Genomic DNA, 15,959 nt, shown 5'->3' with positions numbered 1-15,959 from the left:
TGACAGGGGTTGAAGTGAATCAACCCCTGATAATTTCTGAAGCTTATTGAATACGATTTTTCAAACGATCTTCTGAAGCTTTTAACGCTTCTTCAATCCCTTTTCCATTTGCGATTTCAGACTGTGCTTTCACAGCTTCATCTTTCGCTACGGCATAGTCTCCTGTGTAATTAACGGCAGGAATGCTGTCCATTTCGTCAGCAAGAAGACTCCAGATCGGCTGATTGTTAAAGAACTCAACTTCTTTTGTAAATGCTTCGTTATCGTAAATCGTGTTCAATGAAGGGAACAGGCCGCCTTCCATTGCAGATAATTGAACATCTTTATTTGTAGAGAAGAATTCCATAAAGTCATAAGCGAGATCAGCATTGTCACTTGCACTAGGAATCATGTAGTTACTTCCCCCAAGATTCGATGCACGGTTTCCACCTTCTTCAAATGCTGGAAGCTCAATTAACCCCCATTTACCTGAAGTATCTTTACCCTGCTGTGTAATGGAACCGTATAACCACGCACCAGATGGAGCAGTAGCTACATCGCCACTTGTCATCGCACTGATCCAAGCGTCCCAACCAACTGTTTCTTTTACAAGACCCTCTTCATTAAGCTTCTGTTGTACTTTCATTGCCTTTTTGGATTCTTCTGAAGTAAGAGCAACGTTCTTCTCATCATCAAAGTAGAATGTTCCCTGTTGATTTAACATCATGCGGTAAAGACCGTCATCACCGTTTAAGTCTAAACCAATCATCGCTTTATCTGTTTTTTCGTTAATGGTTTTACCAGCTTCGATGTAGTCATCCCACGTTTTGATATCTTCCGCATTTACACCAGCTTCTTCAAAAATATCCGTGCGATAGAAAACACCAGTTGGTCCACCATCAAACGGGAAGCCGTACATGGCGCCGTCTTTTGAAACAAGCTCTGTCTTATAAGACGGGAAACTATCTTTCATTTCATCAAAGCCTTTATCGGAAACGTTTACAAAAGCGTCCGGAAAAGCACTCATATAACCTTGAACGCGATCATCTTCTACAAGAACGATATCGGGTAAACCTTTACCTCCAGCTTGAAGGCCCGTTGTTAACTTCGAGTAAACATCATCGGTACCCATTTCAACAACTTCGAGTTCAAAATCTGGATTTTCTTCTTTAAATTTCTCGGCCGCTTTTTCAAGCACCGGTACGTTAATATTCCATGCCCAGGCTGTTACTTTGTTGCTATCGCCCGATCCTTCACTATCACTTCCACCATTCCCGCACGCCGCCAGGAACAGACTTAACACAAGCATCATACTTATACTAACTAGACCCGTTACCTTCTTCATCAACTACCCCTCCAATTAATTACTGAAAACTTTCAAAATTCACAATGAAAGCGTCTACACTTATTAGAATAGTTGAATAGGTAAACAGAGTCAAGTAAATGTTTACTAAAAGTTTACTAGTTTATTTACTTACCAATTAATGGGCTTATTTACAAGAAGAAAGTGTCCATCGGTGACGGACACTTTCTTCTTTGTTGTCTTTATAGGGGGTCAGGTTCGAACCTGACCCCTTTCTACTATTGAATGCGATTTTTCAGTCGATCCGCCGCTGCTTTATAGGCGTCTTCAATCGATTTCTTATCATTCATGACTTCAGATTGCGCTTTAATGGACTCATCACTTGCAAGCGCATAATTCCCTGTGTAGTTAACAGAAGGAATGTCATTCATCTCGCTCGCAAACAGCTCCCAGATCGGCTGATTGTTAAAGAATGCCACATCTTTCGTGAAAGCATCACTTTCATAAATCGTGTTCAGCGTTGGGAACAAACCGTTGTCCATCGCCGTTAACTGAACGTCTTCACTTGTTGTAAAGAATTCCATGAAATCATAAGCCATGTCCTGGTTTTTACTCGCACTTGTAATCACATAGTTACTTCCACCAAGGTTGGCTGCACGGTTTCCATCTTCTTCAAAAGCAGGAAGCTTAAACACACCCCAGTTGCCTTCTGTATCTTTCGCCTGTTGTGTAATTGACCCACTTAACCATGCGCCAGATGGAGCAGTTGCCACATCGCCTTGAGCCATCGCACTAATCCAGGCATCCCAGCCCACTGTATCTTTCACTAGGCCTGCTTCTTTCATCATTTTCACTTTCTCTGCTGCCATTTTGGATTCTTCAGAAGTGAAATTCACGTTCTTTTCATCATCAAAATAGAACGTACCTTGCTGCGTCATCATCATCCGGTAAAGGCCGTCATCACCGTTCAAATCAAGTCCAAGCATTGCTTTTCCTGTCGCTTCTTTGATTTTTTTACCAGCATCAATAAAGTCATCCCACGTCTTAATATCGTCAGGATTCACACCAGCTTCTTCAAAATAATCGGTGCGGTAAAAAACGCCTGTTGGTCCACCATCAAATGGGAAACCATACATTGCTCCGTCTTTTGAAAGAAGATCTGTTTTATAACTAGGAAAACTATCTTTACTCTCATCAAAGCCCTTATCCGATACATTTACAAATGCATCCGGGAAGGTTTCCATATAACCCTGAATCCGATCATCCTCAACAAGCACGATATCCGGCAATCCTTTTCCTCCAGCTTGGAGACCAGTCGTTAGTTTCGAATAAACGTCTTCACGACCAAGTTCTACAACTTCTAGCTCAAAATCAGGGTTTTCTTCTTTAAACTTCTCAGCTGCTTCTTCAAGAACTGGAACGTTAATGTTCCATGCCCATGCCGTAACTTTCTTCCCACTGCTCTCTCCATCACCTGATCCTTCACTCGAGCTATTGTTACTAGAACAAGCCCCGAGGACTAACATCAAAATCAGCAAGAAACTAACTCGACCCATTACCTTTCTCACCTTAACCCCTCCTATTTGTTTACTAAATAACACAAAATGAAAGCGTATTCATATTGTTAGATTAAGGTACAAAGGCCTAATAGTCAAGTAAATATTTACTGATTAGTTTACTTTTAGACTCCCTCTATTTTTACACTACTGAACTTCTTCCTCGCCGTTGTGCTAACCTGTATTTCCATAATAAAATTAGAAAGAAGTTCAATCTTTTATTTTAACTGCAAATCTTTTCAAATCATTTTAAATTTTTGTAAATTATTCAAATCAAACTATTTACCTAAGATATAAATGCTATAGTTATTACGTGAATTATTTTTAATAGTTGGAGGATCTATATGGTATTTAGCAATCTCGTTTTCTTATTTGCATTTCTCCCAATCGTCTTATTTTCTTACTTTTTCGCTCGAAAAAGCTTTCGCAATATCGTACTACTAACGGCAAGTCTTGTTTTCTATGCATGGGGGGAGCCACAGTACGTGTTCCTTATGCTTTTTTCAATCGTAATGAACTATGGTTTTGGTAGAGGGATCGATTATTTTCAAAATCAGGTACGACTGAAGAGATTTTTACTAACTTTATCAATCATCGGTAACATTGCGATTCTCGGTTACTTCAAATACGGTGATTTCTTTCTAACTAACGTCAACACTTTCTTAGGAACAAGTTTTGAACTAGGAGAACTCCCTCTTCCAATTGGAATTTCATTTTTCACATTCCAGGCGATGAGCTATGTAATCGATATTTATCGACAAGACGCACCCGTACAGAAAAATGTTTTTTCACTTGCTTTGTATATTGCGCTTTTCCCTCAGCTTGTTGCGGGGCCAATTGTTCGATACAACACGGTAGATCAACAAATTCACTCTCGTACCATTACGGCCGATAAAGTGCACGAGGGCATAAAGCGCTTCATTATTGGCCTTTCAAAAAAGGTGCTTTTGGCAAATAGTTTTGCCGTAGTAGCAGACCAGGCGTTTAACACGCCAGCAGGAGAAATGAGTGTGATGATGGCGTGGATTGGTGTGATTGCCTACACCCTACAAATCTATTTCGATTTCTCTGGTTACAGTGACATGGCGATTGGTCTTGGAAAAATGTTTGGCTTTGATTTTCTCGAAAACTTTCGATATCCCTACATATCAAAGAGCATTTCAGAATTCTGGAGAAGATGGCATATCTCTCTTGGAACATGGTTTAAAGATTACGTCTACATTCCATTAGGAGGTAATCGTCATGGTAAGCTTGTTCAGGTTCGCAACCTTTTAATTGTTTGGACGATCACTGGATTTTGGCATGGGGCAAGCTGGACCTTTATGGCGTGGGGATTTTATTACGGGGCCATTATCGTTATTGAGAGTCTCGGGTTTGGCAAGTGGTTAAGTCGACAATGGTCACCTCTTCAACATATTTATGTCTTATTCCTTGTTATGATCGGGTGGGTCTTTTTCCGCGCCGACAACTTTACTTATTCATTTGACTACTTACAAACCATGTTTGGCCTCAATCAGGTCGCTTTTGTAGATTCTATGTTCCTGTTGCAGTGGAATGATAACTGGGTATTATTCCTGGCCGGCGTCATTTTCAGCACCCCTTTCCTTGCAAATATTAGAAATATTTTCAATAGAATAGCGACCAAAGTAAAGGGACTTCAGTTTGTCACTCTTTTCTCTGAACCTGCAATCTATATGACATTAGTCATTTTTGCTATGATTCGCCTTGTTAATTCAAGCTACAATCCATTTATTTATTTTAGATTTTAATGTCCATAAAGGAGCTTTGCAATGATTCAGCGACTTGAAAAAGCAAGGAAATGGATCCTCATCATTTCATTCTTTGCGTTTATATTTACCGTTTTCTTCTATCTCACAGTTTCTGCAGATATTGAAGTATCTGATGTTGAAAAAAGAGAACTTGCTCAAAATCCGGACCTTTCCATTGAAAATGTTTCAAGCGGAGAGTACATGGACAATTTTGAATCCTATTTTCTCGATCAATTTCCAGGGCGAAACATTTGGCTGAAATCGTATCTTCAATATCAGCAAATGACGAACAAAACCTATATTTTTGACTATTATGTATCCGACTCGAATTGGATTATTCCTAAACCAAGTTATAGTAAGCCTTCTAGCCACATTGATGATGCTGTAAATAACTTAAATGAATTCGCAGCAACCATGAAAAAGGAAGGAAAAGAAGTTTATTTTGCTTCGCTGCCTCATAAAGTGAATACAATCGATATTCTCCCTTCTTACCTTGAAGAAGGTACTGGTTTAGAAAAGAAAGATTACTTCTTTTCTAAATTCGATCAAACAAATATTCCAATGGTCGATGTTGGGAAAGAATTTAAAGAAGAATATACGGACCAGGAATTGAAAGAGCGGTACTTTAAAACGGACCATCACTGGAACATGTTTGGTGCTTTCGAAGGCTATCAAAAAGTGGCTGCTCTTCTCTCTGAGAATTCAAAGTATTATACGAAAATGAACGAGGACGAGAGCGACTATGAATTATCATGTCACAACGACAAACAATTTATCGGAAGCTATAACAATCAACTTTACTTAACAGTTGATACTACAGGAGAAAAGATCTGTCATATGTTACCGAAAGATAACCTCTTTGATGACTATTCCATTACTTGGAACGGGAAAGAGCGGAAATTTAAACAAGTCTATGGAACAGACATATTCAGAGATAACAATCCAATTGATTTTGGCGGGCTTTACATGAACAATACAGCCGAAATTACTATTGAAAATCCAGCAGTAAAAGAAGAAAGTCACCTGCTGATTTTAAAAGACTCTTACGCAAATCCAATCGCGTTTCACATCGCTCAACATTTTTCCAATACGACTGTCTATGATATCCGTTACAACGATGATCAGATCTTAACAGATTATATGGCAGATAAAGATTTCGATGTTGTGCTTTTTCTTTATAATGATGCCATGCTTCAAGGCGAATCGTTTCGCTTTTCGACGCCAATGAAAGAAGAAACAGAGTAACCATTAAGGAAAGACATCAATCGTAAAGCCATCTCTCTACTTTATCGAGAGATGGCTTTTTGTTTTCGCTCATTCTTGAGGGGTCAGGTACGTACCTGACCCCCACTACATTACCGCTGTTACGCCATAAACCGCCTCATGAAAATGATGCACCTCTGGCTTAAGACCATTCTCTTCAAAAATCTCCTTCATCTTCTGAGAAGAAATCCGCTCATGGAGGGGAGGTCCCATCTCCATATCGATGGCTTCCCATTCTAACACAAGCAACTGCTGTCCCGGTTTAATGATTCGCTTAAATTCTTCAAAAGCTTTCTTCAAATCAGGTACTTCATGAATAACAAATGCCGCAATTGCTTTGTCAACTACATGATCAGCCAGGTTAATTTGTTCAAGACTACTGACAATATAATCGATATTCCCTGCTTCTACTGCGCGTTTCTTAAGAAGATCTAACATCTGCTTCTCGATATCAACCGCATAGATCCGCTCAGCCACCTCAGCTAATGGTACCGTAAAATATCCATTCCCCGCACCAAGGTCAGCCACATGATCAGTCGCTGTTACGTTAAGGTGATCAATGACTTGTCCAGGAGAGATGATTTCCTTTCGTTTCGGATCCAGCAGTCGATCTGCCTTCCCCGGTTTGAACCGTTTACCTGCCATCATGAAACCTCCTTAGAATTTCCACTTAAATTTCAATACCACTACAGGTATTATAACAAGAATGGTTCATCAACACACAAAAGCCCGCTCTATTAAAGAGCGAGCTCCAAGGTGTCCTCTATAGAGGGACAGTTGTTTGTGATGGGGGTCAGGTTCGAACCTGACCCTTACGTTGTCCTTCTTTATACCCATCTGGGTTCTCTGACTGCCAGCGCCACGTATCGCGACACATTTCTTCAATGCCTTTTTCTGCTTTCCAGCCAAGCTCTGTTTCAGCCTTTGTTGGGTCAGCATAGCATTCACCAATATCACCCGGACGGCGTGGTGCAATGGAATACTTCACTTCTTTCCCCGTTGCTTCTTCAAAAGCTTTCACCATTTGAAGGACGCTATAACCATTTCCTGTCCCCAGGTTATATGCTTCAACACCTGTCGTGCCTAGAATATGCTCCAGCGCTTTTAAATGACCGTTCGCCAAATCTTCCACATGAATGTAATCACGTACCCCTGTACCGTCAGCTGTGTTATAGTCATCCCCAAACACGCTAAGCTGCTCAAGTTTCCCAACGGCTACCTGACTAATATACGGCATCAAATTATTTGGAATTCCGTTCGGATCTTCTCCAATTCGTCCGCTAACATGAGCGCCGATTGGATTGAAGTATCGAAGAAGTGCTATACTCCAATTGGAATCAGCCACATAAAGATCACGGAGAATTTGTTCAATCATTAGCTTCGTTTGGCCATAAGGATTTGTCGCACTTAGTGGCGCTTCTTCTGTAATTGGCATCACGTCTGGCATGCCATATACAGTGGCTGATGAGCTAAAGACGATATTCCTTACGTTATATTTCTCCATCACTTCGCAAAGAATGAACGTTCCTGTTAAGTTATTGTGGTAATAATGAAGTGGCATGGAAACTGATTCACCAACGGCTTTTAAGCCTGCAAAATGAATCACCGCTTCAATTTCATTTTCTGCAAAGACCACTTCTAAAGAAGACCGATCAAGTAAATCCACTTCATAAATTGGAAAATCTCGTTCAGTTAATTCTTTTACGCGATCGAGTGACTCCATTTTACTATTCGAAAAGTTATCTACGACCACAATGTCAGAGCCGTGATCAAGTAGCTGAACACATGTATGGCTTCCAATGTATCCGGCACCGCCTGTTACTAAAACCGCCATTCTCATTCCCCCACTTCAAAATGTCTCCAAAAAATTCCTTCTCATCATATCACATTCAATGGACCCATTTCATGGCATATAAAGAAAAAATCGCTCTCTATGAGAGCGATTCTGCTAAAGAAGGAAGCAAATCATCTAAACAAGAGCCTGGATTTCTTTCTTTTCTCCTTCTCTTCTGAATCAGAAGCTAAAAGACCTTCCTGCTTCTTCATTCCCTCTTCTTTAAAGCGGCGTTTTTCTTCCTTCGACCACGATTTGTACTCTTTAATAAAAGCTTCATACTTTGGCATAATATCTTTCATCGCGCCATATTCACGAATGGTTCCATGTTCAAGCCAGATTGCTTTATTACAAAATTTCTTCATCTGCCCATTCGAATGACTAACAAAGAATATTGTCTTTCCGCGTTCTTTAAACTCTTCCATTTTCAAAAGACACTTATCCGCAAAGGTCTTGTCCCCAACCGAAAGCGCCTCATCGACAATCAATACATCCGGATCGACGCTAATTGAAATTGAAAATCCAAGACGTGATTTCATACCACTTGAATATTTTTTAACAGGCATATCAATAAATTTACCAATATCCGCAAACTCAATGATATCTGGCTTCATTTTTTCAATAACGTCTTTTTTATAGCCCATCATGAGAAGTTTCAGCTCAATGTTTTCACGACCTGTCAGCTCTTTATTTAAGCCGGCTGAAACCGCGATAAGGGATACATCACCCTTTACGTCAATTTCTCCACTCGTAGGGGGAGTTATATTGGCTACAAGATTCGAGAAGGTCGATTTCCCTGATCCGTTCACACCAATAATGCCCACGACATCACCTTTTCCTGCTTCAAAGGTTAAGTCACGAATGGCATAGAAATCCTCACCGTAACCGCCTGGAAGAATAATGTCTTTTAGCTTATCCGAATTCTGCCTGTGCATTTTATATTTTTTCGTAATCCCATTTAATTTAACTGAATAGCTCATAGACGACAGTCCTTATTAAATATAGTCTACGAAATGACTTTTGAACTTCATATGCAGGTAGGAACCAATCATCAATAAGAGCACGACAACAACCCAATAATAAAGGGTGTATTGAAGCGTTTGATGAACCCAACCCATGCCGAGAAGTGCATCTCTGTAGCCTTCCACTATATAGTATAGCGGATTAAGTTTCATTCCAATCTGGATAAATCCAGGTAAATCATCAATTGTCCAAAGGATTGGAGTTAAATAAAGAAACATCCGTATAAACGACTGAAGCATTTTGTGTACATCTCTTACAATCGTTGATAGCGTCGACGTAATAAGAGAAATCGCAAAGATTAAAATAATTAATGAAAACATATAATATGGCAGCTGAATCAAATGCCACGATATTCCCTGCCCTGTCAATAACACGGCTGCAAAATAAATTCCTAGAAGAATCAAATGCTGATAAAAAACGGACATGATCACATAACTCGGAATGGTACTCATCGGGAAATTCATTTTTGATACCATAGATATCCGCGTATAGATTGATTTTGATCCTTGAATAACAGCTGGATTAAAGAAGAACCAGACAACAAGTCCAGCAGACATCCACAACACAAACGGGACCCCATCGACAGGGTTACCGTTACGAATCCCAAATCCAAACACAAACCAGTAAATACTCATTTGAAATAAAGGATTTAGGATTTCCCAGACCATACCAAGATAGTTGTTGCTATTTGTACTCTTTACTTGATAAATCGAAAGCCGATTAATTAAGTAAAAATTACTTACCTGTTCTTTTAAAACTGCAATCATCGAATTCATGCTTATTTTGCCTCACTAACAAAAATTTGGTCAACAACCTTTTTGGTAGCAGATCCTCCTTCGAGGTAACAATACGTATGATAGAAATCGTTATATTTCTCCTCGAACGCGCCAAAACCTTCCTTTTCAAACGTTTGAATGGCTTTTAACACTTCTGCGGTTGTTGTCACTACTGGACCCGGCGCTTCCACTTCTAAATCAAAGTAAAAGCCACGCAATTTGTCTCGATATGATGCAAGATCGTAGGTAAAGAAAATAATCGGTCTTCTTAAATTCGCATAATCGAAAAAGACAGAAGAGTAGTCCGTGATCAATACATCTGATATCAAGTAAAGATCGTTCACATCTACACCTACGGATAAATCATACACAAATCCCTCATAGGGTGAGAGATCAAATTGCTCGGCAATCAAGTAGTGCATCCTTAATACAATAACATAATCATCACCGATTTCGCGCCGTAACAAGTTTAAATCTAGTTTTAGCTCATGCTTGTATTTGCCTGGTTGATAAAATTCATCATCTCGCCATGTTGGTGCGTAGAGGACCACTTTTTTATTCGTTGGAATGCGATACTCCGCCTTTAATGAAGCGATTCTTTCTTGATCATTCTCAAGATGAAGTCGATCATTACGAGGATAGCCGGATTCAATCATCTTTTTCTTAAAGCCAAATGCTCGCTTAAAAATTTCTGTTGAGTATCGGTTCGGTGATATCAAGTAATCCCATTTCGCAGCTTCCTTATAAAAATTATCTTTATATGAAAGCGTATTTGTCCCGGGCATATGCACTTCCTCCATATCTCCCGCAAGCTTTTTCAGTGGCGTGCCATGCCACGTTTGGACATACACGGTGTGAGCTGGTTTTGGAATCCAAAGCGACATCCGACTGTTCGTTACCCAATAACGTGCTCGTGCCATTAAATAAAACCATCTTAACGAAAAACGTCTTACAGTAGGTATACCCCTTTTCCTAAAAAATTCGGCATGCGCTTCTTCCACGCTCCAAATCATCTCAAGATCATACTCGTGCTCAACAAGATATTCGTAGATCGCTCTTGGATTACAGCTATATTGCTTGCCAGAAAAGCTCTCGAAAATCACAAGACGCTTGTTGGCTGGAAACCGCCCCAGCGCAACAAAGAGAACTCGACTGAACGCCTTCATCAAGGGATAAATTTTCAACATCTTTAATAGCTTTTTCATGAAATGGACACCTTACTCCCGACAAATAATAGATTCGTTTGAAATGCCCGATGGCTTTGAAAAAACAGGATAGTGCCATATCGCCTTTATCAGCGGCAGTACCCTGTTTCTTCAAAGTCTACAGTTCGTTTTGTTCGGGTTCAAACACCCTGTTAATGACTTTCTTCGCTGCATGACCATCATCAAGATGGCAATATTTATCATAAAACGCATCAAATTTACTTTCGTATTCGACCTTAATTCTTTCAAGGTTTTGGATCGCATCAAGTACACCATCGGACGTTTTTAATAATGGTCCAGGTGCTTCATTTTCAAAATCCATATAAAATCCGCGAAGCGAATCGCGATATTTTTCGATGTCATAAGTGAAGAAGAGAATCGGGCGACGCAAGTTAGCGAAGTCAAAGAAAACGGATGAGTAATCGGTAATTAACACATCTGACAGTAGATAAAGTTCGGCTATATCCCCATAGTCAGAAAGGTTATACACAAAATCGCTCAGGCCTGTTGTATCAATGTGTTCAGCTACTAAATAGTGCATGCGTAAAGCAATCACATACTCATTCCCGAGTTTCTCCTGCATTTTTCTTAGATCAAGCTTTAAATCAAACTTATACTGACCTTTCCCATGAAACTCATCATCACGCCACGTTGGCGCGTATAAGATCACTTTCTTATTTGCCGGAATGCCCAGTTTCGCCTTAATTTCTTGCTGACGCTTGTTCTTCTCTTGATCTTCTAGATAAAGAATATCGTTTCTTGGATAGCCAACGTCGAGTACTTCTTTTCCAAACTTAAACGCTCTTCTAAATATTTTCGTTGAATAATCGTTCGGCGAAACAAGATAATCCCATTTTTGAGCTTCTTTATAGAAGTTACGCTTATATTTTTCAGTAGTGGTGCCAGGCATGCGAACTTCTTTCATATCAGCGGCAAGCTTTTTCAATGGCGTACCGTGCCAGGTTTGCAAATAGACCGTCTCTGGACGTTTAATTGCGAAGTTTGGCATTCTCGCATTCGACACCCAGTATTTTGCCGTAGCTAAATGATAGTAGTACGCCGGGCTTAAGCGACGAACCTGCTTCGGACTACCGGGGATGTCTTTTTTCTGTTTGTCATATACCCACAGATAATGATATTTTTTATCACTTTTTAACAACTCTTCATAAATATAGCGCGGGCTATCGGAATAACCTTTTCCACCAAAGCTTTCAAGAAGCACTTTTCTTTCTTTTATTGGCATCTTTACAAGTACGGTTCGATAGAGCTGACTCATGAGTAAATGTTTCTTTCTTAATGCTCTTCTCCACTGTCTTAAGCGAACGCGAAATTTCATTGACTTTAGAACAGCTTCTTTTTTACCTTTTTGCAGAAGACGATGTTCTCTTCGCTCAATTAAATTTCTTCGCTTAATCCTTCCTGGAGATACGAGGGCGAGACAGTTTTTTAACGCGGTAAAATGATCAAACAACACAGATGATTCTTTCGTCGCTTTATTTGTAATGCTTTTTGAGTAATAGTTCAACAAAAGCAAGTCCAAATAACGGCTAATGCTTTTTGTATCTCCGTAAGATAGCTTCATTTTGTGATAGATGTAAAAGAGATCAGGAAGCTTTTCCTCGACCGAATGCAACATCAATGTAGGATGATCAATCGGATCGTAGCACTCCCCTTTTAAATAAGTGGGAATGCCCGAAATCATCGGAATCTCTTCCGTATTCACAATAGCAGGAATAGAGAAAGATAAATCCGTGTAGAACGACGCTTCTTCATCGAAACGAAGCTGATGAACATCGATAAAGTCTTTTCGAATCAATAAGTTTGTCGCACTTCTGCGTCGCAGAGCTTTAATTTTTCGGCCGCCTCTTAACCTTCGTAAGTGGTAGGAATCTTCCCCAATTTCTATTGGAAGTTCAATTTTACCAGCTTTAAAAATGGAAGCGCCAATCAGGTGATCTTCTCCAATATGATTTAGGAGAAGTTCAAGTGTATACGGGGCCAGGTAATCGTCACCGTCCATAAAATAGATGAACTCATTTGAAGCATGGTCAATCCCCATATTGCGTGCTCTTGAGACACCAACATTCGTGTCTAAATGGTAGCAAACGAGTCTCTTGTCATGATAACCCTGAATGATTTCTTTACTACGATCCGTTGACGCATCATTAATCAAGATAATCTCAAAATCTTGATAAGACTGCTCTAGTAAAGAATCAAGGCATTTTTGAATATAATCTTCTTTATTATAAACGGTTAAAACTACACTAATTTGTCCCATCACAATTCCTAGCACCCCAACTATTTATTCTCACTGCTTAGCCGTTAGATACAAGCAGTTCTTTCTTGATTTTTGTTGTTGAAATTCCTGCTGTACGAGGGAGATAAACCACTTCACAATGGTCTTTTAAGAAGTCAAATTTCCCTTCCCAGTCATCACCCATAACGAAAATGTCAACATCGTTGTTTTTTACATCATCCACTTTTTGTTCCCAATGTTCTTCCGGAATGACTTCATCAACATAGCGAATCGCTTCAAGAATCATTTTGCGATTTTCATAGCTATGGTATGCTTTTTTATTCTTAATTTCATTAAATTCATCAGTTGAAATGGCTACAATTAAATAGTCGCCAAGATCCTTAGCTCTCTTCAATAAATTAATATGTCCCCAATGCAATAAATCAAACGTACCGTAAGTCAAAACCTTCTTCATTTCGACCCCTCCAGTTATTAGTGTTTAATAGTTTCTTCATGAGACACGAATTAACATACAATTTACAATCTTTAATAATACTTAACATCACACATGCTTGATTTGTTTTATAATAGATTTGTAAACAAGTCTATCCTTTATTAAATGAGCGTGATGTAATGATGACGCGCAAGCCTGTCTTTATCACAAGCATGGCAAGGAAAAAGGATATATAATAAAGTAGAAATTCTGCGCCAGTTATCTGTTCAATTATTACGATGATAACAGTAGCAACAAAGAAGCCCGGTAGGCCAAGCAGAACAGCTACAATATCAAAAAAGAACGAACCATCTCGAATCGAATTCACAGGATCCTGAGTGGTTGATTGCGACATCGTAAGCTTCGTTAGTTGATAGGCAATTGGAACGAGTAAAGCCATAATAATAGCTACAAACGTCACATAGATGATCGTCATTTCGAGTATGTTTACATCAAGCATTCCAGCTTGTCTTAAGACAGTTAAAACCATCGATAAAAAGACTGGCAATGCTGCTGCTTGTATAATAATGTCGATGTAATACCCTTTTGATGACGTTTGCTTTGTGATTCTAGCAACCTCGCCATCAACACAATCAAATAAATAACCAATGTTATAGAACAGCGCCGCAAAAACAAGTGATAACGGCGTTGCAATCATAAGGGATAAGCCTGAGATAATCATAAAGAATGCACTCATCCAGCTTACCGTATTTGGTTTTATACGCATTTTTATAAACAATATTGTAATGTAAATTGAAATTCGCCGTAGTACGTACCATGACCATAGATCTTCTTTATAACTTAATGTTTGAGACTGTTTTCGGTAAGAAAGAATGGTCTCATTATCAAGAAATGTGGTCGGTAGTAATTCTTGCCCATTTTTCATGACCGGTCTTCACCTTCCAGTATTGTTTGCTAAAGTATCCGCCTACTAATCCAAGTCCTCGCGAAAAGTGGAGGAGGAAGAACTGCATCACTGTTGGAAAGTATGCACGGAAACCATGTTGGTTGATAACGCCTAGTGAAGAAACACCGATCATCATCAGATAAATAGCAACTAGCGATAGTAAGCCTATTAAAAAGGCATCATTAAATAACGCACCAATTCCAAGGCCTGTCCCAGTTAGAAATGCCATTAAGGGAGCAAGCTGTCGAAACCTCATCACGCCTTTTGTACTTCTAGAAGCAATAATACCCCACTTGCCGTCAGCGTAAGACTTTTGAACAAACGTTTTTACGCTATCCCTAGCAAAATATGTGGAAGCTATATCACTCGATAAATAAAACTTTCCGCCTTGATTTCTAACCCTCGCGTGAAATTCTATATCTTCGCTTCTTCTTAAGTTTTCGTTGAACAATCCAGCTTTTTGGAATACTTCACGCTTGTAAGCGCCGTAAGGAACAGTGTCTACAAGTCCTTCCCATTTGCTGGAGCTTTTTGTAATGCGGAACATCGAATTCCCCACTCCCATGGGATGTGAGTATACGTACGCATTAATCGTTCCCCAAAATCCTTTTCCTTCCGTTCGAATAACGCCTCCAACGCAGTCCATATCAGGCTGGCGCTGAATTAAGTCATAATACCCTGTTAGGAAACCTTTCGGGATCATCGTATGACCGTCTACCCTCAAAATGTACTTCCCTTTTGCATTCTGGATGGCTAGATTCCATCCCGTAGGTAGGGTTTCTTTTGGATTTTCAAACAATCGGATTCTTCCCGGATTCTTTAAACTAACATCTTCTATAATATCTTTCGTTCGATCGGATGACATTCCATCAACTACTAGAATTTCATATGAATGTTGAGGAAACTCCTGTTGCAAGACACCTTCAAGCAACTTTCGTATATACCTCTCTTCATTCTTCACGACGAGAAGCACGGAAAAGAACAGTTCTTTCATTTCTTTTCATCCCTTCACAACTTCGCCTTATCTCTATTTCTCTCTATGAGACTATTTTTAAATAAACCTTTTCAATCTAATACTTAAGTATACATGAATTCGACTAAATAATCATTGTAAAAATAAGGGAAAACCAGAATATTTTCTTTCAATTGTGTGAACAACATGCGTTTACCTTTCACCCTAAAAAGCAGCAACTTGCAGTTTAATAGAGCCGTGCATTGGAATACCTGTCAATGCATAATCACACCATATGACATGCTTCGTCATATTGATCAAGATTGTGGCCTTCGAATGGCTTGTAATAAATGGCTATTCTATAAAGAGTTTAATAGTTCGCCTCAGGTAAAAAAAGGAACACATCTTTTTTGCTTACAATGGGTATAGGATCATTTGAAGCACCGAACCATTGGATTGATATATACCGCCCAGCCCTCAATAAACGAATAGATAGTTATCGTTCCTTTACCCTTCATCACATAAATAAAACAATGAAAAGGTATATGAATGGAAAAAAATCTAAGCACGATGCACGATGGCTATGAGGTTTTATCATAACATTGAAAAATCGAGAAGGATACCGACTTCTGGTGTCGAAAAATCTGGTATAGCGGGATTTTT

At 39.4% G+C, this 15,959-nt stretch carries 12 protein-coding genes and 1 pseudogene; 2 read left to right on the top strand and 11 right to left on the bottom strand.

The window, feature by feature from the left end; translation table 11 throughout:
• Positions 1–43 precede the first annotated feature (43 nt).
• The gene (locus LC090_RS03150) at positions 44–1,324 is read right to left on the bottom strand and encodes an ABC transporter substrate-binding protein (RefSeq protein WP_226655183.1); all 1,281 of its coding nucleotides are present in this window, start codon (positions 1,322–1,324) and stop codon (positions 44–46) included.
• Positions 1,325–1,560: 236 nt separating this feature from the next.
• Complete coding sequence (locus LC090_RS03145; protein ID WP_226655182.1) at positions 1,561–2,850, bottom strand: ABC transporter substrate-binding protein; 1,290 nt, start codon at positions 2,848–2,850, stop codon at positions 1,561–1,563.
• 332 nt (positions 2,851–3,182) lie between these two features.
• On the opposite strand from LC090_RS03145, the gene LC090_RS03140 reads away from it, so the two are divergent.
• Both LC090_RS03140 and LC090_RS03135 read left to right on the top strand, forming a co-directional pair.
• Positions 3,183–4,607 (top strand): MBOAT family O-acyltransferase, encoded by a 1,425-nt coding sequence (locus tag LC090_RS03140; RefSeq protein ID WP_226655181.1) that lies wholly within the window; start codon positions 3,183–3,185, stop codon positions 4,605–4,607.
• 21 nt (positions 4,608–4,628) lie between these two features.
• Complete coding sequence (locus tag LC090_RS03135) at positions 4,629–5,852, top strand: DHHW family protein (protein ID WP_226655180.1); 1,224 nt, start codon at positions 4,629–4,631, stop codon at positions 5,850–5,852.
• 105 nt (positions 5,853–5,957) lie between these two features.
• Here LC090_RS03135 and LC090_RS03130 read toward each other — a convergent pair whose 3' ends face one another.
• The 9 genes and pseudogenes from LC090_RS03130 to LC090_RS03090 form a co-directional block, all read right to left on the bottom strand.
• A complete protein-coding gene (locus tag LC090_RS03130) occupies positions 5,958–6,518 on the bottom strand; it encodes a class I SAM-dependent methyltransferase (RefSeq protein WP_226655179.1) in 561 nt (186 codons plus the stop codon).
• 145 nt (positions 6,519–6,663) lie between these two features.
• Positions 6,664–7,704: a UDP-glucose 4-epimerase GalE gene (galE, locus tag LC090_RS03125; protein WP_226655178.1), complete on the bottom strand. Its 1,041-nt coding sequence runs from the start codon at positions 7,702–7,704 to the stop codon at positions 6,664–6,666.
• Between the two features lie 194 nt (positions 7,705–7,898).
• Positions 7,899–8,684: pseudogene (gene tagH, locus LC090_RS03120) on the bottom strand (teichoic acids export ABC transporter ATP-binding subunit TagH); the annotation flags it as partial.
• A gap of 15 nt (positions 8,685–8,699) precedes the next feature.
• Complete coding sequence (locus LC090_RS03115) at positions 8,700–9,503, bottom strand: ABC transporter permease (protein ID WP_226655175.1); 804 nt, start codon at positions 9,501–9,503, stop codon at positions 8,700–8,702.
• 2 nt (positions 9,504–9,505) lie between these two features.
• On the bottom strand, positions 9,506–10,708 hold the full coding sequence (locus LC090_RS03110) for a CDP-glycerol glycerophosphotransferase family protein (protein WP_425590619.1): 1,203 nt from the start codon (positions 10,706–10,708) through the stop codon (positions 9,506–9,508).
• Between the two features lie 118 nt (positions 10,709–10,826).
• Positions 10,827–12,986, bottom strand: a complete 2,160-nt coding sequence (locus LC090_RS03105) for a bifunctional glycosyltransferase/CDP-glycerol:glycerophosphate glycerophosphotransferase (RefSeq protein WP_226655272.1) — start codon at positions 12,984–12,986, stop codon at positions 10,827–10,829.
• Positions 12,987–13,023: 37 nt separating this feature from the next.
• Entirely contained in the window at positions 13,024–13,419 is a 396-nt protein-coding gene (gene tagD / locus LC090_RS03100; RefSeq protein ID WP_159785318.1) for a glycerol-3-phosphate cytidylyltransferase, read from the bottom strand.
• Between the two features lie 130 nt (positions 13,420–13,549).
• Positions 13,550–14,323 carry a CDP-alcohol phosphatidyltransferase family protein gene (locus LC090_RS03095; protein WP_226655173.1) on the bottom strand — a complete coding sequence of 258 codons (774 nt, stop codon included), beginning with the start codon at positions 14,321–14,323 and terminating at the stop codon, positions 13,550–13,552.
• Complete coding sequence (locus LC090_RS03090) at positions 14,283–15,338, bottom strand: glycosyltransferase family 2 protein (RefSeq protein ID WP_226655171.1); 1,056 nt, start codon at positions 15,336–15,338, stop codon at positions 14,283–14,285. Before LC090_RS03090 ends, LC090_RS03095 begins: the two co-directional genes overlap by 41 nt.
• Between the last annotated feature and the right edge of the window lie 621 nt (positions 15,339–15,959).

The sequence above is a fragment of the Guptibacillus hwajinpoensis genome (genome assembly GCF_020524165.1).
Lineage (GTDB): Bacteria > Bacillota > Bacilli > Bacillales > Guptibacillaceae > Guptibacillus > Guptibacillus hwajinpoensis_D.
The sequence above is the reverse complement of the archived record's forward strand: the minus strand, read 5'-3'. Positions and strand labels throughout refer to the sequence as shown.